Origin of the sequence: Myroides profundi, assembly GCF_000833025.1 — a bacterium.
Taxonomy (GTDB): Bacteria; Bacteroidota; Bacteroidia; order Flavobacteriales; family Flavobacteriaceae; genus Flavobacterium; species Flavobacterium profundi_A.
Genome location: NZ_CP010817.1, coordinates 1,267,298 through 1,287,851, shown reverse-complemented (window position 1 = coordinate 1,287,851; position 20,554 = coordinate 1,267,298). Strand labels below are relative to the sequence as shown.

Genomic DNA, 20,554 nt, shown 5'->3' with positions numbered 1-20,554 from the left:
ACAAAGATACTTACTTCAAATGTAATTGTTTAAAATACGCTATCTTATACTTCGTAAAATCATCTGTTAGCTTACACTCAAAGAAGTCAAAAGTATGCACAGCTCCTTTTACTTCTAAGACTGTCACTTCTCCTCCGTTGTTCTCTATAGAAGCTACATACTGTTTTGCTTCATCTATTAGAGGATCATACTCTGCTAGTACCATTGTCATAGGCGGTAGTTGTCGGTAATTCTGCATCTTATTAGGTACTGCATATTCCCTCCACTTATTCCTATCCCCTGACAAATAATGTTTCCACATATAGGTTGCACTTTTCTTAGATTGCATAGGTGCATGAGCATAAGTATCCATAGAAGGTGTATTCATTTCATCTGAAGTAGGAGGATATAGAATAAAAGCATTGCTTATTGGGATATTATAATGATCTCTATTTAAGTGTAAGAGTGATAACGCTATTGTTCCTCCTGCACTACTTCCCATCACACCTATATTCTGTTTATTTCCTCCTATAGCCTCTATATTATTATAACACCATTCTAGCGTGCTTACACTATCTTCTAAAGCAGCCGGAAAAGGATGCTCTGGTGCTAATCGATAATCAACAGATACTATAATCACCTGCGCCTCTCGTACAAGATCTATTAATTGAAAATCATACTGCTCTGGACTTCCAAAAATAAAAGCTCCTCCATGTAAAAACAAAACCACAGGCAAGGGTTTATCTATTTCTCTTGGCTTATATATTCTTATTTTAAGAGAAGTATCATAGGATGTCGAGATCAGTTGATTATATACCTCTATATCAGAAGGTATAGTTATAGCTCCCTCCTCTAGCATTAATCGTTCTTCCGCGATGCGTATTTGCTGAGGATTAGACTCTAAAAGAGAGTCATAAGGTATCTGTGTCCAAGCGCTTAAAGACAGTGCTATCAATAGTTCTTTATCTATATTCATATCTTAAATGATTAATGTAAAGAACAAAAGTCTTGTCTTTTTACCACATCCTAGAGGACATAGGTCTATAAATGTACTTCCTTGCGTATTCTACTCAAGTGTCTTGGGGTAATATTTAAAAATGAAGCTAAGTATATACCAGGTATCTGCTGTATATAGTGAGGATGATGCTGAAGTAACTTCAGATATCTATCTTTAGCCTCCAGACGTTGAATATCAAACAGTTTTTCTTCTAATTCCATAAACTGCTCTTCTAATAACTGTTTAAAGAAGTTAGTCCACACTATACTATCAGCACATAATTTATCTACATCTGCTTTATAGAGTACATATAATTCTGTTTGGCCTATAGACTGTATATTCTCTTTAGATGGTTGCCCTGATATAAAGGAAGTCATCGCTGTCATCATACTTTCATCAAAGGTGATACAATACGTGCGCTCTTCTCCGCTTTCTAATAAAAAATAAGAACGTAAGACACCTTTTTTTATCCATACTATCTTATCAGCCACTTCTCCTTCACTTATCAGCATTTCTTTATTTTCTAACGTTTGTTCTTGCACTAATAGAGATAGAGACTTCCATAAATCTTGTTTTATCACATTAGACAGTGTACTAAATGACTCCTTTCTCATTATACTGATTCTTTTATTTCGATGGTTCTAAAGGTAAGATTAATACGTGGAGTATGAACCACTTTTGTAGGAGGTAATCTATGTAGCCAATTTTCTTGTGTAGTCCCTTTCATAACTAATAGACTTCCATTGTCTAAGATAATATCAATCTTAACCCCATTCTCTTTGTGCTTGAAAGCAAACTTTCGGACTGCTCCAAAGCTCAAAGAAGCTATAGCTCCATGTTTTTTTAAATCCTTCTCTCCATCGCTATGCCACGCCATTCCTTCTTCTCCTGTATGATACAGATTTAGAAGACATGAATTATAAGTCTCACCTGTCTTCTCCTCTACTATCTTTTTTAATGCTAATAACTCTTCTGTCCAGACCAAAGCTGTCTTTGTAATATTCGAATACGTATAACTAAATGGAATATCGCCATACCAAGCCACCTTTCGCTTAGTAGTTACTTTCTTCCCAAAGATAATAGCCTGATCACATTGCCAAGCTACATGAGTCAAAAGTTGATCGTAATAGTGGTCACACTGCTCTTTATTAAATACGATACCATAGTAATCTACTTCTCCATCATAAGGAAGAATATTCGTAAACTCCTGACTATAATCACTAAACAAATCCATAAGCACTGATTTAATCCTACAAGTTTATAGATTATCTAACACAGAATAAAAAAAGTAATGCTATAAATTAAAGCAATCTTATATCAACCAAAACGGGGTTACTATTTAAAGCAACCCCGTTGTATTATGATACTATATCTATCCTTATTCTAATGGCTTCATCCCTGCTTCTCTGAAGTATTCTATCTTACTTAAGAACATCGCAGCCATACGCTCTGCACGCCACTTCGCTTCATCAGCTATCTTTCCTTCATACAGCTCATCTACAGTAGCATTGAAGATCCTTTTCCATTCTTCAAAATGCTCGCCTTCTACAGGTAATTGTGCGTGTGGAGGAAAAGGTTTGCCTCTATATGTATACTCTTCTAGAAGAATAGTTTGCCAGAAAGCATACATTTTCTCTAAGTGCTCAGGCCATCTTCCATCTAGTTTACTATTAAAAATAGGCCCTATAAACTCATTCTCCTGTACTCTTCCATAAAAGGTATCTACTAATACCTTAATATCTTCTATGTTTTCTATATCTTTTCTCATTACAAATTATTATTTTTACACACTATCTGTTTACAAATAAATGCTAAACTTCACTGCTATGATTACAATATCCATTTTAGGTTCTGGCAAAGTTGCTCATCACTTGATACTAAACTTTTTAGAACACGACAATATTTGTTTACAACAAGTGTATGCACGAACTCCTAACAAAGTTAAGAACTTAGTCTCTCAGAATCAAATTATTTCAGATATCAATGAGCTAAAACCTGCAGATATTTTTATCATTGCAGTCAGTGATGATGCTATAGAAGAAGTCTCTTCAGCTATCCCTTTAAAAGACGCTTTTGTGGTGCATACCTCAGGGACTAAGCCTATGAGTTCTATTGCTAACACAAGTAGAAAAGGAGTCTTCTATATGCTACAGACCTTCTCGATAGATAAAGAGGTTGATTTCAGCCTTATTCCTTATTGTATCGAAGCTAGTAACAAACAAGATTTTGAACTTTTAGAGAAGTTAGCTTTATCTTTTTCTGAAAGAGTATATAAGATCTCTACTGATCAGAGACAGTCTATACATCTAGCAGCAGTATTTGTAAACAATTTTACAAATCATCTTTTTAAACTAGGAGAAGATATTTGTAAAGAGAATATGGTTCCTTTTGACATCCTAAAGCCTCTTATCTTAGAGACAGCGACTAAGGTACAGACCTTATCACCTAGAGAAGCACAGACAGGACCAGCTGCACGTAATGATCAAGGAACTATAGACCGTCACCTAGAAGCGCTAAATGACCCTATAAAAAAAGAAATATATCAACTTATAACTAATTCAATACAAAATAACTAATGTCTAAACATTTTAAAGAAATAATGAATGACATCACTACATTCATATTTGATGTAGATGGTGTATTAACGGATGGTACTGTACACGTAACGCAAGAAGGAAATTTACTAAGAGAAATGTACATTAGAGACGGGTATGCAATGAAAGCTGCTATCGAAAACGGATATAATGTATGTATCATCTCAGGAGGTAGTAATGAAGGTGTACGTACAAGGTTTGCTAACCTTGGTGTGAAAGACATCTACTTAGGAGTACCTGATAAAGTAAAAGTATTTAAAGAATATATAGCTGCTAATAATATCAATCCTGATACTGTATTATACATGGGAGATGATATACCTGACTATCATATCATGCAAGAGGTAGCGCTACCTACTGCTCCTCAGGATGCTGCACCAGAAATAAAAAGAATCTCTAAATATATCTCTCACCTTAACGGTGGTAGAGGGGCTGTCAGAGATGTGATCGAACAAGTAATGAAAACACAACAGAAGTGGTTTCAACACTTTAACGCTAAATTTGACTAATAAACATTATGCTTAATAAGCTATTAAAGGATTATAATATCGTACTAGGATCTAACTCTCCTAGACGTAAACAATATTTAACTGACTTGGGATTCTCTTTTACAGTTCGAGCTTCAGATATAGACGAGTCTTATCCTGAAGAACTAGTAAGAGAACAAATCACCGACTATATCGCTAAAGCTAAGGCTGATGCTATAGAACTACAGCATGATAACGAAATCATCATCACCAGTGATACTACAGTGTGGAATAATCATACCTCACTAGGCAAACCTGAGAACAGAGACGAAGCCTATACGATGCTGAAGAGCTTATGTGGTCATGAGCATGAAGTGATTAGTTCTGTATGCTTAAAGAGCAAGGATAGAGTAAGTGTGTTTCACTGTATTACTAAAGTGAGTTTCTCTGACCTATCTGATGAAGCCCTCTATTTCTATATAGACCAGTACAAACCTTATGACAAGGCGGGTGCTTACGGCATACAAGAATGGATAGGATTAGTTGGAATAGATAGAATAGATGGCTCATATACTAATATAGTAGGCTTACCTACTAAAGAGCTTGTTGAAGAATTACTGAAATTCATTAAGAAATAAATATGCTAAAAGAATATTACACAGAGATTATAGCGACTGTAATTACCTTAGCTCTATACATTCCATGTAGAAAATTAGTAGGATATATCATCCGATCTTTCTCTACTAAAGAACAGCGTAAAGATAGCCGAGTACTACTGATCATCAGATTATTCAATACTCTCCTATCTGTTATTTTTCTAATTCTCATACTAACTATTTGGGGAGTTAAACCAGAGAATTTTATGGTTACACTTACATCTGTATTTACAGTAATAGGTGTAGCAATGTTCGCTCAGTGGTCTTTATTAAGTAATATCACTGCCGGAATCTTATTATTCTTCTCATTTCCATTTAGAATAGGAGATACCATCAGATTACAAGATAAAGATTTTCCTATAGAAGCTAAGATCATTGATATCAAAGCATTCTGTACGATATTACTCACTACAGAGAATGAGAAAATCTCTTATCCAAACAGTTTATTATTACAAAAGGGAATCGTTATAGTCAATAAAAAAGAGGATATAGATAACCCTACCATATAATAGTGGCACAAATTTTGTATTTACCATTTCGGTTTAAATAGTCAAATGGTAGTAGAAGAAAGGCTAGTTAACCTATTTTTAGGTTTTACTAGTCTTTTTTTTATAAAGTCACAACTAATCAATAAAACTACTTCAAAACACGAATACTTATCTATACTGTACGCTTTATAGAAGATCATAGATTCTATTCTAGCTATATAAAGAACAGTACCACAAGATCATTTGCAGTTTATACCTCCTTAATTTCGTTGAAATGAATGCAATTGATTGGAGTATTTTTATACTAATTTTATTTATTGTTATCACCATTAAGCACTTTAGACTTAATAAAGCTGATAATAACTCTATTTACGAAAAGTCAACACTACACTATGGTTTCAAGATCATTGCGGTACAATCTTTTATATACACTTTTATCTCTCTTCCAGGACAAGCTTATTCACAAGGAATGACATTCTTACAACTGTATCTAGGTATTCCCCTAGCAGTATTTATCGTTATATTCTTAATTATACCCAAATACAAAAAACACAATACCAAAAGCGCATTTGAGTACATCAAGACGAAGTCTAATAAAAGAGTCTATTACTTAACCAGCATTATTTATCTAATTCTAAGATTGCTTATTCTTACGATTACATTCTATGCTACAGCTATGATACTCTCTATCTTATTAAAAATAGATTTCAAAATCTTACTCTTAATCATAGGTGCTCTTTTTATCGTTCTGAATATTCTTTTTAAAAACAAAACCAATTTATTCCCAAGACGAAACCAGTTATTATACGCCATTATAATAACGACTATCATCTTTCTGACCATATTATATAAACTACCAGAAGGGATGTATCTAGAAGATACATTAAGCTTCACCGCCTCTTTTGATAAACTTACTGTGATCGATAGTGATCTTGCTCTAAAAGATAAGTTTGACTTGCTTAAATGTTTAGTAAATGGTACTATACTATTCGTTGCCCTATTATCTATAGATACAAAGATTTTACAGATATATAGACAGAGTAAATATTCTGATAAAACGAAGGATGGACTTATAATCAATGGATTACTCAATGTTCCTTTTCACTTTTTCGTTCTATTGACAGGATGTATATTATTTACATTCTATCAGTTTAACGATGCCCCATTACACTATAACCCTCATAATGTACATACAGTATATCAATCTGAATATGCAGATCAATATGATCAAATCAAACAAGAGTATCAAAAAATATTAAACCTAAAGAAAGAAGCTAGCTTCTTATACAGTGGACAAATCTATCAGAACTACAGTAATCAAATACTAAAAGATCAAATACTAAGCTTAACAGAAAATGCTAATAAGCTTCAACTAGAAGCAAAGAAATTAATTAAAAAAGCGAATCACAATGTAGAAGTGAATGATTCTGATTTTATACTCCTTCACTTTATTAACTTTCATGTACCCACAGGGATTACAGGTGTTATCATGGCTTTATTTTTTATCTGTTTACTTTCGATAGGATTCCACGAAATAAACTGGCTATCAAAAAAAACTAAGAAACTGTTATCTCAAACCAATTCAAGTGCTCTGCCTCATCCAGACAATAAAAAATATCACGATATCATTACGCTTATTATCATCATCATCGCTCTAATTATAGTATATAATATTCCAGTATTTTTAAATCTAATCCAAATACTATGGGCATATTCTTCTCTATTCTCGGGAACTTTACTTGGTATTTTACTAGTGACTATGTACTTTAAAAACAATAATAAAGCTTTATTTTACAGCATCTTATTAACTCAAATCACTATTATTATCCTATACATCACTACTCCTATTCATTATCTATGGTATAATACTATTGGGCTAGCCGCTATCCTTATATTAGTACCTATCGCTAACCTAATTAGTAAACTATTTTCTAATCATAATAGTTCTAATATCTTATCTTAGTATCAGGTTAACCATACTTAGTTTCTAACACATATCAGCCAAAGATTCTGATTAGCCCACTATTGCACTGAAGTACGTATGATGTACTAGTCTCGTTTTGTATAAAAACTATATGATAGTGCTATAAGTCTATATTGTGTCCGTTCTTTTAGTTGATTTAACGGACTCACTACGGACTCATAACGGACTCACTACGGACTCAAATCAAATGAGATAAGAACAAGTATGCTCTCAGAGTAAGACAAACTGTAAACTACAGAACTTAACTAAATTATACTGATTCACTATTGACTATATCGTGATTAACAGATTGTTCTACAATACACTATTACTAATATGAAGCCTTCTAGTATAGCACATTTATCCTTGTTGACTCATCGCTAATATACTCAATAAAAAAAAGTGTATACTACATCATGATATGTGCTATGCACTTTATATTCTTTCTTTACTTATTTATTCTAAGAAAGGAAGCTTACACATTCGCAAATGGTAAACTCCACTTATACTTCACAGCTAATACTCTAATCAGAATAATAATACCTGCTGTACCTACGTATAATATGTCCTTACTCAGCTCAAAATAATTTAGTAAATAATAAACTAAACCTCCAAGGATACATGCTGTGGCATATATCTCCTGTTTAAAAATAAGTGGAATCTTATTCGCTAAAATATCGCGAATAACCCCTCCAAAACAAGCAGTAATCGTACCTAAGGTAACACAGATAATCGGGTGTAAACCCACTGTCATCCCTTTCTCTATACCGATTAATGTAAACACAGCTATACCTATGGTATCAAATAGGAAAAGAGAATAACGCAAGAAGTTAAACTTCTTATAGAACACGATAGCCATAGCTACCCCTAATAGAGTGACATAAAAATAACTAAGATTAGTAAGCCACATCACAGGTGTCCATCCGATCATCATATCTCTGATAGTCCCTCCTCCAATAGCTGTCGCGAATGCTAAAATAGTCATCCCAAACAGGTCTAACCTTCTTTCGCGCCCTGCTAATGCTCCCGAAATTGCAAAAGCTAATGTTCCGAGCAAATCTAAAATATCGAAAAAATTAAACATTAAATAGTATAAAAATAATGCGCTAAACCTTAGCTGTTAAATAATTGTAGTCTTTTAATACGGTTTCTATAAACTCCTGATCTGAGAGTGTCTTGATCTCGCCTATACCTAGTACGCTCTTAAGTTTTAGTACTAGCTTCTCTAATAGCTCGTGATCTCTATTGGCTTTAAAAGTAGTTAAAGCTTCTTTTATAATATAAACATCTTTATCTGTCAAACTTAACACCTGCGCAAATAATGGGGTGTACTTCTCCTCTACTTCCTGAAAAATAGTGGATGACAAAAGTAATCTTTCTTTGGTAGAAATAACTGCTGTACCTGCTAAAATATCACCTAATCGCTGACTCTTATCTGTACATACAATAGTAATCAAACCAACTGCTGCTGAACCTATCCAAAAATCAACTAGTCTCATTACCCAACGGCTAGCATAGTCTATCACAGAAGCTTCATACCCATCTATCTTAATCACCTTAATCCTCATGATCTTCTTACCAGGAGTAGCTCCTTGCATAATCGTCTCAAAAAATAAAGTATAAAACAAAGCAGGCGAAGCGATGAGGATCATAACCGCGATTCTAGACCATTCATCTATAAAAGCATTAACTATTCTTAGTTGACTTACAATATAAAAAATCAAAATCAAATACAATCCCTTAAAAATAAGATCTAAAATAGAAGCTAACATTCTTTCACCAAGAGATGCAGTTTTAAATTCTATTTTGATATTTTGTGTTGTATTTATTGTTAAATTAGCCATAAATTATCTGCTTTTAAATGAGAGAAGTCGCTTTTATCAAATATAATAAAGAAAAATGGATTGAATATGAACATACAATATATTCTAACTCAATTCATAAACCTGATTACTTAGCCGATATGTACATTCAGTTAATGAATGACTTATCCTATGCACAAACTTATTATCCCAAGAGTAAAGTTACACAATATCTCAATATTTTAGCAGCGCAAACTTATCAAAAAATTTACAAAACAAAACGTATTGAGGAAAATAGACTTGTTTATTTCTTTAAGACAGAAGTACCTCTAGTTGTACATGAAAATCGTAATTATCTTTACTTTTCTGTACTAACCTTTCTGATTATTGTAGGTATTGGTTTTGTTTCTGCTCATTATGATTTAGAGTTTATTCGTTTAATATTAGGAGATCATTATGTTAATCTAACGTTAGATAATATACAGAATGATGACGCGATGGGTATCTATAAATCTGGTAGTAACTGGGGAAGCTTTGTAGGTATAGCGTTTAACAATCTATATGTATCTCTACAATTTTTTATATACGGAATCTTCGCTGGGTTAGGCACACTATTCTATCTACTCTATAATGGCATTATGCTAGGTGCGTTTCAATATATGTTTATCAGAGAAAATGCTTTTATGGATAGCTTTAGAGGGATATGGTTACATGGAGCTATAGAGATCACAGGGATTATCATTGAGGCATTTGCAGGCTTTGTATTTGGGGGAAGTCTTCTATTTCCTAAAACCTTCTCGAGAAAGAATTCCTTTATTCGAGGGTTTAAGAATGGATTTAAAATATTCTTAGCGATGGTACCATTCGTTATCACAGCTGCTTTTATAGAGGGCTTTATAACACGCTATGCTAAAGAGATGCCTGATGTGCTAAACTATATTATTATACTAGGTACATTCTCTATCATTATTTATTACTTCTTCATCTATCCGAGAAGAGTATATTCAAAACTTATTAAATTATAATCTATGTTTGTTGTTTTTAAAAAAAGAGATTTTAGTGACTTAATGAATGATACAATTTCATTCTTTCAAAAAGAAGGAAAACCATTCTTCAAAAATTACTTTACCCTATGTGGTATCCTATTACTACTTTTATTTGTATGTACTTACTTTCTATTTGATATGGTGTTTTCTGGGTCTAGCTCTGCAAATAACTCATCATTAGATACATTTATAGACAATAATACTGGTCTTTTCTTCTTAGTAGTCTTAGTAGCAGGGGTTGTTGCTATTCTTATAAGCATTATAGCTATGTCATATCCTGTATACTATCTAAAGGCGATGGTAGAACACCCTAAGGATTATCAAGATATAAAGCATATTACTAATCCTCTAAAAAGGGATATTTGGAGATTACTTGGTTTCGCACTTGCTTCTTTTTTCACTATATTACCCTTAATTGCAATTGCTTTCTCTATCGCGGCTGTTTTAATCTTTTTATTAATAGGGATTCCCCTTTTACTGATTATGATGCCTGCTGTTGCTTCATGGATAAACTTAGCTTATTATGAATATGTGACTAATAGAAGTGGATTCTTTGAATCATATCAAACAGCTTACTATATGCTGAAAAGTAAATTCTGGATTATCGTAGGAAACACTTTCTTAGTTTATCTAATAATACAAATCGTTACAATGACGCTAAACATTATCACTCAAATCATGTTCTATGGAGGAACAATATTCAGTGAAAAAAGTTCTTATGATCTAGAAGACACACAAGGTTTTAAACTAATATTCATTGGTCTCGTTATCTTAAGTACCCTAGTATCTTTCGTGATGAATAATATTATGTTGATTAATCAAGGATTAGTTTACTACAGCATCAGAGAACAAAAAGAAAATACACAGTCTCATGCAGACATTGATATGATTGGAAAAAACTAATGAAGAGATTCTTATTTATACTATTATTTTTATCATTTGCTACGCCTCATTTTGGGCAGGTAGAACAGGATACTATTGTATCTGATGTAGAATTTTCACAAGATGAAGAAGACACCTCTGCGACTGCTCATGAAGCTGGAGTTATCAAGGCTAAGCCTATCAATGTACTTCCATACTTAGAAGAGACGAGTACAGATATAGTACTTACTAAATTTGAGACAGATTATAAAAAGAAATACAAGAAAGATCCTGACTTCGATTATAAAGAAGAACTTAACAAAGACTCTATTTGGAAGCGCTTTAAGCGATGGTTAAATCAGCAATTAACTGACTTCTTTAGACAATTTGATATTGACTATGAAACAAGTAGCCGTTTACAAGTTTTTTATAGAATAGCAGGAACACTAGTTATCATTCTTTTAATTTATTATATCGTAAGAGCTGTTATTCAGAAAGATGCCTATTGGTTATTCAAGAAGAGCGCTAAAAAGATGGAGATACAGGTCGATGAAATTGAGTTAAACCTTAAAGTTGTAGACTTCCCTTCTCTATTAAGCAAGACCATTGCGGAACAACAATACCGTCTAAGTATTCGTTACTATTACCTATGGCTTCTACAGAGATTACAAGAAAAAGAGGAGATCGAATGGCATATCGAAAAAACGAACTCTGACTATCAAAATGAAATTAAAGATAGCAAACTAAAAGAGGATTTCAGGTATCTTTCATATCTATATAACAATATATGGTATGGAGAATTTGAAATAGAGGAATCTGAGTTTAACCATGCAAAACAGTCATTTGACACTATACTAAAACAAAGCTAAAATGAGTAAATCAACAAAAACAATGTTGTTCCTTTTTATCGTGATTATGGGCTTTGTTTATTTTATAGAGTCTAATAAAGTAGATCCGATAGATTGGCGCGAAACTTTAGATAATACACATAAGATTCCCTTTGGGACATATATACTAGATCAGGAGATAGACAAAGTGTTTCCTAATGATAGTATAATCAGAATCACTGGAAATGTCTATGACTTCTTTAAAGATAAAAAGTATGATAGTATACACACTAACACACTGTTTTCTTTAAAGAACTATGGGTATATAGACTCTTTCGCTAGAGTAAATTTACACCACTATATTGCAACGGGAAACACTGCTGTTATCTTTCAAGATAATATAGATGGGTTAATCGAAGGTATAGAGACAGACTATCTACAGTATACATTACAAGAGGAATTATTAGATCAAGATAAGGTGTCAGTAACATTAGCTAATCCGAATATTTCTACTTATTCGTTTCAGTTAAAAGACTTAAATACGAACTACTTCGATATTCCAGATTCTCTACGTACAAAGGTAGAGGTGCTAGGATACTTAAAGTATAAAGGAGTCAAATATCCTAACCTTATCCGATATAAAGAGGGATCAGGTCAACTTATATTAGGACTTCAACCTATTGCATTTACAAACTATAATTTGTTAGAAAGTAATAATCACCTTTATGTACAAGGTGTATTATCTTACTTACCTCAACAGAACACCTACTTCACTGTATCTAGATTACCAGGAGATAATGAGTACCACTCTACTTCTATTCTTAGATTTGTGTTTAAACATCCAGCCTTGACATGGGCGTGGTATTTCTTCCTTGGAACGTTGTTTGTGTTTATTATTTTCACAGCGAAAAGAAAGCAGAGAGTAATACCGATTATCACACCGCTGTCTAATACTACTGTTGAATTTACCAAAACAGTGTCTAATCTTTATATTCAAAATAAAGACTATGAAGACTTGATCAATAAGCACATTATATACACCTTAGAAAAAATAAGACGTATACATTGGCTAGATACCACTAAACTAGATGAAGTATTTATCAATAACCTGCATACCAAAACCAAGAAAGACAAAGAAGATATCATCAAATTTGTTAGGTTTATAGAGCAGTTTAAAGCTGCCCCACACCATGCATCAGAAGAAATGCTAATCGAATTAAACAAAATAATTGAGAAAATCATTGATTAAAGATATACTATGGAAAATACAGTAACCCCAGAAGAAAACTTACATTTCGAATCTAGACTAGATTTGAGTTTGTTACAAGAGAAGGTAAAAGGAATCAAAAGTGAGATACAGAAAGTAATCGTTGGTCAAGATAAAACGATAGATCAAATCATTGTATCTCTATTAGCTAATGGGCATATTCTATTAGAAGGTGTGCCTGGAGTAGCCAAAACACTTTCTGCTAAATTATTAGCTCAGACTATCGATATGGGCTTTAGCCGTATTCAGTTTACACCAGATTTAATGCCTTCTGATATATTAGGTACCTCAATTTTCAATATGCAAAAAAGCGAATTTGAGTTTAAAAAAGGTCCAATATTCTCTAATCTTATCTTAATCGATGAGATAAACCGTGCTCCTGCCAAAACTCAGGCTGCGCTATTTGAAGTAATGGAAGAACGCCAAATCACAATAGATGGACATTCTTATAAAATGAATGAACCATTTATAGTAATAGCTACTCAAAACCCTATTGAACAAGAAGGTACTTATAGATTACCTGAAGCGCAATTAGACCGTTTCTTATTTAAGATTAATATAGACTATCCTTCATTAGAAGAAGAAATCGCAATTGTTCAGAGAGAACATGAATTATTAGATAAAAAGAAAACTACGATGATTAATAAAGTAGTTACTCCTAATGAAATCATTTCTTTCCAGAAGCTAATCAAAGAAATTATCGTTGAAGAAAAGATCATCGAATACATTGCTAAGATTGTTGCTGATACTCGTATTAATCCATTATTATATCTAGGAGCTTCTCCTCGTGCCTCTATTGCTATTCTAAATGCTGCAAAGGGATTCGCTGCTATTAATAACAGAGACTTTGTGACACCTGAGGATATTAAAGAAGCTGCTATACCAGTGCTAAAACACCGTATCATAGTATCTCCTGAAAGAGAGATGGAGGGTGTGACAGCAAATGATATTATTAATCAAATCATCGAATCAATAGATATTCCTAGATAATAAAAACAATACTTATGTTTAAATTATTCAAGCAACTTTATTTACAAAAACGAGTGTATATGGTCTTAGGGGCTATTATAGCTCTATTTGTACTTGCCTTTATATTTCCAATACTGTATAAAGTTGTTTGGGGGTTATTTGTATTATTTTTTGCTATCATATTGGTAGATATCACCCTGTTATTCAATAAGAAGAATAAAGTAAATGCTGTGCGTATCTTACCAGAAAAGCTATCTAATGGTGATGATAATACCATCTATATCTCCATTGAGAATAAATATAATATCACAGTACAATGTGATATTATAGATGAGATCCCTTTTCAATTTCAGAAAAGAGATTTTGAAATCACTAAAACCTTGGCTCCTAAGGAACAAAAAACACTTAGCTATACCTTAAGACCTACGACTAGAGGAGAGTATGTCTTCGGGAGGTTAAACGTATATATATCTAGTCCTCTTAAATTAGTATCTAAAAGATTTATTTTTTGTGATGACGTTACTTTAGCTACCTACCCTTCTTTCATTCAAATGAAGAAATATGATCTGATTGCTTTTTCTAAAAACAAGTATGCTTTTGGGATGAAGAAAATCAGAAAGATTGGTACTACTACTGAGTTTGAACAAATAAAAGAATATGTATTAGGAGATGATATACGCAATATTAACTGGAAAGCGACTGCTAAATCTAGTCAATTAATGGTCAACCAGTTTCAGGATGAGAATACAGAGTCTGTTTATAATATCATCGATAGAGGGCGTGTGATGCAGATGCCTTTTAATGGTTTGTCTTTACTAGATTATGCGATTAACTCTACCCTAGCCTTATCTAATGTTATCCTTAAGAAAAATGACAAAGTAGGATTAATGACTTTCTCAGAGAATATCACAAACCAACTTCCTGCTGAAAGTAAAATAAGTCAATTGCAAAAAGTCATGGAACAATTATACAGAGTCAATACTAACTTTGTAGAAAGTGACTTCGGAAAACTATATGCGCATATTAGACATAAGATTACACATCGTAGCTTGATTATTCTTTACACTAATTTTGAATCCTTGTCTAGTTTAAAAAGACAGTTGCCTTACCTAAGAGCTATTGCAAAAAATCACGTTTTATTAGTCGTTTTCTTTGAGAATACAGAGTTAACTAAACTCACTGAAAAAAAGGCTAAAAACACAGATGATATTTTTGACAAAGTAATTGCAGAAAAATTTAACTTTGAAAAGCGTTTAATAGTAAATGAATTAACCAAATATGGTATTCAATCTATACTAACTGCTCCAGAAGAATTATCCATAAACACGATTAATAAATACCTGCAAATCAAAGCTAAGGGTACCTTATAATATGATGATTAAAAAAATAGAAAGCTCACAAAACACCTTGATTAAAAGCATTGTTCAACTTCAAGAAAAATCTAGAAATAGGAAACAATCGGGTACATTTGTTATTGAAGGGCTTCGAGAAATAGAATTAGCAACTAAAGGAGGATATTCATTAAAGACTCTTTTATTCTATCCTGACCTTGTGTCTGAGACCTCTCTACGACCTTTTATTTCAAGAGAAACAGAACTAATAGAAATATCTAAAGATGTATATCAGAAACTAGCTTATAGAGATACAACTGAAGGGGTAATAGCTATCGCACATACAAAATCATTAGACCTAGAGGATCTAAAGCTTTCTGAGAACCCTATTATCTTAGTAGCTGAGGCTACAGAGAAACCTGGAAACCTAGGTGCCATACTTAGAACTGCTGATGCGGCTAATATAGATGCTGTCATCATCGCTAATCCTAAAAGTGATATCTATAATCCTAATGTAGTGCGTTCTAGTGTAGGATGTGTTTTTACAAATCAGATAGCCATGGCTTCTACAACGGATGCTATTGCCTTTCTAAAAAAACACAACATCAATATCTACTGTGCCACATTACAAGATTCGACTTCTTATCATACGAGAGATTATAAAGAAGCTACTGCCTTCGTAGTAGGTACTGAAGCTACTGGACTTACGCAAGAATGGAGAGATGCTAGTACTAAGAATATTATCATACCAATGAGTGGTGTGATAGACTCCATGAATGTATCTGTTGCTGCTTCTATCTTACTGTTTGAAGCAAAACGCCAACGAGATTTTAAATAAAAAAATATACAGCACCTTATCCAAGGTGCTTTTTTGTTTTATATAGCGGTAAATAGTGACATTGCAATACTATTTTTTATTCTATTTTTGAATGCAAAAATAAAGCAACATGGGACATAGACATATAGTAACTAATATAGACTTAACATCACAGGGAGAAGTAGAATATCACTTCGTAGGAGAGTGGAAATATGAAATACCTTTATTCTTCTTTCCTCTATTCTGTATTCCTGTACAATCTAAAGAGTTAAAAAATTACAGTCTAAAACCTTCTTACCTTCTATACTTCAGAATGAAAGAAGCCATGCCTTTATTTGAACAATTTCACCAGTGGATACAATCGAATATAGATATACTCGTTCCTAAAGAACATCAACCTGCTTACTTTGAGTCTTATCAAAAGCAACTATATTACTTCAATAATTTAGAAGGAGATAGTCTTGTACTTGATGGTTCTGATGTCTATAATATGAGTGAAGGTAGTCATAAAGCTCTAGCTAAAGAATATTTAGCTACATTAGAGCGATTAGCTACTGAGTTTAAAGAACTATTAGATAGTAATGCTAGCGTAGAGCAATTCAACAACTCTGATATTGCAAGTTACTTCTTCCCTTTTAGTACATTCCAAGAGTATCTTAATAATGATAGTGCTAACTATGGATGGGATTGGTTAGAAGTTGCTTTTCAACCAAACTATGACTTTTTACACTTTGAAGAGAACGAGCATTGGGGAATAAAAAAGCTTGATGGAAAGATTATTCTACCTGCTATTTATGATGGAATTGGGGAGTTTGAAGAAAGTGGATTAGCCTATATTATTTTAAATGATAAATGTGGATTAATAGATAAAACAGGAAAGATAGTTTTAGAACCTGTTTGGGATTATGTAAGTGATACAGGTGTCACTTATGTACAAAGTAATACTGATGATCCTGAAGACTATGACACCATAATAACTTGTTCTTTAAAGAAAGAAGAGAAATATGCACTATATAATCTTACATCTCAATCTTATATCACAGAATTTATCTACGATAAAATAGAGTTACTAAATGAGCAGTATTACAATGTACTGCAAGGAGAATTATATGCTGTGTTTAATTATAAGGGAGAAGAGTGTATACCGTTTACCTCTACTGCTCCATTCGAATACTACTATCAGTACTTCTGTGGTAAACAAGGAGAGAAAGACATTATGTATTCTAACGAGTATAGTTTTATAGGTAACTTCGATTTTAATGATATCACGGATATTGGGACAGGTAATTGCTTATTAGTTCCTTCTATAAATGGCCCAAAACTCAAGAAAATTATTAATGCGCAAGGAGAACTTGTCTTAGATAATGTAAAAACAGCAGAAGGGCTTACAGAGAAGTGTATTAAAGTAATCACTGATGCAGGAATATCTATCTATGATCTTGAGTTACAACAAAACTTATTTGAACCAATAAAAGGACGTATCGAGAAGTATATCTTAATGGATATTAACCTTAGAATAGGCGAAGTATATGTAAGTTCTGGCAAGAAAAAAGGTATTTATGATTGTAATAGACGAGTATGGACTACTCCATTACAAGTTTGTACAGACTTAAAAAATGTATCAGATGATTTGTATGCTTTAAAAAATAATCAATGGTCATTAACAAAAACAGAGGAAGAAACGCCTTTAATAGAAGGATGTAGCTATATAACAATACATCCTTTAAACAAGAATACCTACCCTGTTATTATTTACAAAGAAAACAGTATATATACTTGGCTTGACAATAGTTTACAACTATTATCTAATACACAATTGATAGCGTTAGCTACTCGAATGCATTACAATCAAGAAGGTGAAGTAGGATTATTTAAACCGTCTTTCACAGCTCAATCAAAACAATTTACACTAAGGGATTATAAAGGTTTAGAGCCTTTTTATATTACTAAGATTAAGGATTATTACTTAGAAAATGACTTTACTGAGTTATATGAACAGTTATTGAGTTTTGCCGAAGAATTAAACAATGCAGATCTTTTACAGGACTTAGGCTATAAGTATTTAACTGAAGAAGAACATCTTGATTATCCTAAAGCATTAAAACTATTTTTAAAAGCTTCTGAGCTTGGCAATCACTATTCTGCTACCAATATTGGTTATATGTATTTTGAAGCCTTAGGAGTAGCCTATGACAGTGCTAAAGGATTAGAATATTATAAATTAGGAGCTGAAAGAGGAAATAATCAGGCAAAACTGAACTTAGCTTATATTTACTATGAAGGCGCAGAGGGAGTTGAAATAGACTTTAAAGAAGCACTAAAGTACTTTCTACCTTTGGACAAAACATGGGACTTCTATGTAGCAAATTATATTGCTGATTGTTATTACCTCCTTGGTGAGTATAAAAAGGCATTGAAGTATATTAAAAAAGACCTGAAAGAAGAAGATCACTTAGGTTCTTTCTTAATGGGAAAATTCTATAACCTAGGTTATGAAGTTAAACAAGATACAGCTAAAGCCATTGAATACTTTGAACAAGCTGTTGCAAAAGGTTATGTACATGCAGCTACTGATTTGTTGTATATTTATGCCTATGATGAGGAGTTTAAAAACAGTGAAAAGTTAGCCTATTACTTAGAAATAGCTAAAGAAAATGACCTCTATATTCCTATAGAGCTACAAGAAAAGGGCTTTCTAAAGAAATTATTAGGTAAATGGTTTAAATAATATGATACAAATAAGACCTGCAAGATTAGAAGACATACCTCAATTACAACTGCTTTATCAAAAGCAGTTTGTGGTAATGCAAGAATATCAACCAGATTACTTTAAAGCTGATCTACCTGCTATTGATTTCTTAGAAGAAACCATACAATCTGATGAATGGGATTTCTTAGTTGCTGTAGATAATGAACAACTAATTGGTATGGTTGCCTTGTTTATAGAGCATACTTTACCTTATGAATGCTTTGTGCAACATAGATACCTCAACTTTGCTGATATCTATGTAGAGCCTGAGTATCGTAGCTCAGGAATTGGGAAGCAATTAATTGATGCTGTTAAACAATGGGCAAAAGAGAAGAAAGTAGACTATATAGAGCTTCTTGTAGTAGAACAAAATAAACGTGCTTATGAACTATATCTCAAAGAACATTTCGAACCTGTACATACTGTAATGAGGTATGAGATATAGTACATTCGCATTATGAGTGCAATTGTGTCCTCAGTGAGGACACAATTGCAACAAACTCAAAAACAACAACTTACACACACTTTCCAAAATTTATTAGTTTACCTAATTTAATTATTTCGTTCACTTTTCAAACATTACAATTATTTAATATTACTGTCATATCTAAAAAAACTAACTTGTGCTTACACAACTAATTAAGTATAAGAATGGAACATCATTTCACAGATATTATTCAGATTATTAAGCAATCTCAAAACAATGCTGTTAAAGCTGTTAATGTAGAATTAATCAACCTTTATTGGAACATTGGGTATTACATTAGTCACAAACTTAGTACTTCTGATTGGGGAGATAAGACTGTAAATGATTTAGCTGGATACATTCAAGAACACAATCCAGAACTTAAAGGGTTCAATAAAAGGAGTTTATATAGAATGATTCAGTTCTATGAAACATACTGTGATTCTATAATTGTGTCCTCAGTGGGGACACAATTACAACATACTGATTTAGAACCTGTTACTCCCACCTCACCTAAAATAGCTTCTGCTCATTTATTTCCTCAAAACATCAAAAAAACTATGCTCGTCCAGCTGAGCTGGACACATCACCGAACTATATTCTCTAGATGTAAGTCAAAAGACGAGAGAGAGTTTTACATTCAATTGTGTGTAAAAGAAAAATATAGTGTTAGAGATTTAGAACGCCAAATAAATAGTTCTATATATGAAAGAACAATGTTAAACTCAAAATCATACTTTCCATCTATCAACAATTTATCTCAAGATATAAATGCTGTATTTAAAGACAGCTACATATTCGACTTCTTACAATTACCTGATTCACATAATGAAAGTGATCTTCAAAAGGGGTTAATCACTCAAATGAAAAAGCTAATCTTAGAATTAGGAAAAGACTTCCTATTTATTGAACAAGAATATAAAGTACAGGTAGGTAATAGTGACTTTTACATTGACCTTCTGTTTTATCATAGAGCTCTACAATGCTTAATTGCTTTTGAACTTAAAGCAGATAAATTTAGACCTGAACACATAGGACAGCTCGAACTCTACTTAGAAGCCCTAGATAGAAATGTCAAACGAGATAATGAAAACCCTAGTATAGGAATATTACTATGTAAAGATAAAGATGTAGAAGTTGTAGAATATTCTATGAGTAGAAGTCTATCTCCTACTATGGTTGCAGAGTATAAAATGCAATTACCTGATAAAAACATCTTACAAAATAAACTAAAAGAATTATTCTGTAAGCATTCATAGTATATTATTTATTTTT

Annotated in this window: 21 protein-coding genes; 15 read left to right on the top strand and 6 right to left on the bottom strand. The window is 32.6% G+C overall.

Annotation, left to right across the window (positions count from 1 at the left end; genetic code table 11):
• Positions 1-10: 10 nt before the first annotated feature.
• The 4 genes from MPR_RS05745 to MPR_RS05730 all read right to left on the bottom strand — a co-directional run bounded on the left by MPR_RS05745 (position 11) and on the right by MPR_RS05730 (position 2,744).
• Positions 11-955 (bottom strand): alpha/beta hydrolase, encoded by a 945-nt coding sequence (locus MPR_RS05745; RefSeq protein WP_041890145.1) that lies wholly within the window; start codon positions 953-955, stop codon positions 11-13.
• Positions 956-1,020: 65 nt separating this feature from the next.
• The gene (locus tag MPR_RS05740; RefSeq protein ID WP_041890142.1) at positions 1,021-1,590 is read right to left on the bottom strand and encodes a Crp/Fnr family transcriptional regulator; all 570 of its coding nucleotides are present in this window, start codon (positions 1,588-1,590) and stop codon (positions 1,021-1,023) included.
• The gene (locus MPR_RS05735) at positions 1,590-2,210 is read right to left on the bottom strand and encodes an alpha-ketoglutarate-dependent dioxygenase AlkB family protein (RefSeq protein ID WP_041890139.1); all 621 of its coding nucleotides are present in this window, start codon (positions 2,208-2,210) and stop codon (positions 1,590-1,592) included. Before MPR_RS05735 ends, MPR_RS05740 begins: the two co-directional genes overlap by 1 nt.
• A 144-nt stretch (positions 2,211-2,354) precedes the next feature.
• Positions 2,355-2,744, bottom strand: coding sequence for a group III truncated hemoglobin (locus MPR_RS05730; RefSeq protein WP_041890136.1), 390 nt, complete (start codon positions 2,742-2,744; stop codon positions 2,355-2,357).
• A 58-nt stretch (positions 2,745-2,802) separates the two neighbouring features.
• Here MPR_RS05730 and MPR_RS05725 point away from each other — a divergent pair, with 58 nt between their 5' ends.
• The 5 genes from MPR_RS05725 to MPR_RS05705 all read left to right on the top strand — a co-directional run bounded on the left by MPR_RS05725 (position 2,803) and on the right by MPR_RS05705 (position 7,144).
• On the top strand, positions 2,803-3,552 hold the full coding sequence (locus tag MPR_RS05725) for a Rossmann-like and DUF2520 domain-containing protein (protein WP_041895206.1): 750 nt from the start codon (positions 2,803-2,805) through the stop codon (positions 3,550-3,552).
• Positions 3,552-4,079 (top strand): KdsC family phosphatase, encoded by a 528-nt coding sequence (locus tag MPR_RS05720; protein WP_016649652.1) that lies wholly within the window; start codon positions 3,552-3,554, stop codon positions 4,077-4,079. The genes MPR_RS05725 and MPR_RS05720 overlap by 1 nt, the downstream gene beginning before the upstream one ends.
• An 8-nt stretch (positions 4,080-4,087) precedes the next feature.
• Complete coding sequence (locus MPR_RS05715) at positions 4,088-4,675, top strand: Maf family nucleotide pyrophosphatase (RefSeq protein ID WP_041890129.1); 588 nt, start codon at positions 4,088-4,090, stop codon at positions 4,673-4,675.
• Between the two features lie 2 nt (positions 4,676-4,677).
• On the top strand, positions 4,678-5,202 hold the full coding sequence (locus tag MPR_RS05710; protein ID WP_041890126.1) for a mechanosensitive ion channel domain-containing protein: 525 nt from the start codon (positions 4,678-4,680) through the stop codon (positions 5,200-5,202).
• 253 nt (positions 5,203-5,455) lie between these two features.
• Entirely contained in the window at positions 5,456-7,144 is a 1,689-nt protein-coding gene (locus tag MPR_RS05705) for an SLC5/6 family protein (RefSeq protein WP_041890124.1), read from the top strand.
• A 475-nt stretch (positions 7,145-7,619) separates the two neighbouring features.
• Here MPR_RS05705 and MPR_RS05700 read toward each other — a convergent pair whose 3' ends face one another.
• Positions 7,620-8,228 carry a trimeric intracellular cation channel family protein gene (locus MPR_RS05700; RefSeq protein WP_006259425.1) on the bottom strand — a complete coding sequence of 203 codons (609 nt, stop codon included), beginning with the start codon at positions 8,226-8,228 and terminating at the stop codon, positions 7,620-7,622.
• Between the two features lie 22 nt (positions 8,229-8,250).
• On the bottom strand, positions 8,251-8,988 hold the full coding sequence (locus MPR_RS05695) for an RDD family protein (RefSeq protein WP_041890122.1): 738 nt from the start codon (positions 8,986-8,988) through the stop codon (positions 8,251-8,253).
• Between the two features lie 17 nt (positions 8,989-9,005).
• Between MPR_RS05695 and MPR_RS05690 the strand changes: the two genes are divergently transcribed.
• The 10 genes from MPR_RS05690 (at position 9,006) to MPR_RS05645 (ending at position 20,538) form a co-directional block, all read left to right on the top strand.
• Positions 9,006-9,971, top strand: a complete 966-nt coding sequence (locus tag MPR_RS05690) for a stage II sporulation protein M (RefSeq protein WP_006259427.1) — start codon at positions 9,006-9,008, stop codon at positions 9,969-9,971.
• Between the two features lie 3 nt (positions 9,972-9,974).
• Positions 9,975-10,895, top strand: a complete 921-nt coding sequence (locus MPR_RS05685) for a hypothetical protein (RefSeq protein WP_041890117.1) — start codon at positions 9,975-9,977, stop codon at positions 10,893-10,895.
• The gene (locus MPR_RS05680) at positions 10,895-11,722 is read left to right on the top strand and encodes a DUF4129 domain-containing protein (protein WP_041890114.1); all 828 of its coding nucleotides are present in this window, start codon (positions 10,895-10,897) and stop codon (positions 11,720-11,722) included. The genes MPR_RS05685 and MPR_RS05680 overlap by 1 nt, the downstream gene beginning before the upstream one ends.
• A 1-nt stretch (position 11,723) precedes the next feature.
• Complete coding sequence (locus tag MPR_RS05675; protein WP_041890111.1) at positions 11,724-12,929, top strand: DUF4350 family protein; 1,206 nt, start codon at positions 11,724-11,726, stop codon at positions 12,927-12,929.
• A 9-nt stretch (positions 12,930-12,938) separates the two neighbouring features.
• Positions 12,939-13,937 (top strand): AAA family ATPase, encoded by a 999-nt coding sequence (locus MPR_RS05670; RefSeq protein WP_006259431.1) that lies wholly within the window; start codon positions 12,939-12,941, stop codon positions 13,935-13,937.
• 14 nt (positions 13,938-13,951) lie between these two features.
• Positions 13,952-15,286, top strand: a complete 1,335-nt coding sequence (locus MPR_RS05665; RefSeq protein ID WP_041890107.1) for a DUF58 domain-containing protein — start codon at positions 13,952-13,954, stop codon at positions 15,284-15,286.
• A gap of 4 nt (positions 15,287-15,290) precedes the next feature.
• Complete coding sequence (locus tag MPR_RS05660) at positions 15,291-16,085, top strand: TrmH family RNA methyltransferase (protein ID WP_041895203.1); 795 nt, start codon at positions 15,291-15,293, stop codon at positions 16,083-16,085.
• Between the two features lie 109 nt (positions 16,086-16,194).
• A complete protein-coding gene (locus tag MPR_RS05655; protein WP_041890105.1) occupies positions 16,195-18,792 on the top strand; it encodes an SEL1-like repeat protein in 2,598 nt (865 codons plus the stop codon).
• A 1-nt stretch (position 18,793) separates the two neighbouring features.
• Positions 18,794-19,258: a GNAT family N-acetyltransferase gene (locus MPR_RS05650; protein ID WP_041890102.1), complete on the top strand. Its 465-nt coding sequence runs from the start codon at positions 18,794-18,796 to the stop codon at positions 19,256-19,258.
• Positions 19,259-19,464: 206 nt separating this feature from the next.
• Positions 19,465-20,538 carry a PDDEXK nuclease domain-containing protein gene (locus MPR_RS05645; protein WP_041890098.1) on the top strand — a complete coding sequence of 358 codons (1,074 nt, stop codon included), beginning with the start codon at positions 19,465-19,467 and terminating at the stop codon, positions 20,536-20,538.
• The last annotated feature ends 16 nt before the right edge of the window (positions 20,539-20,554 follow it).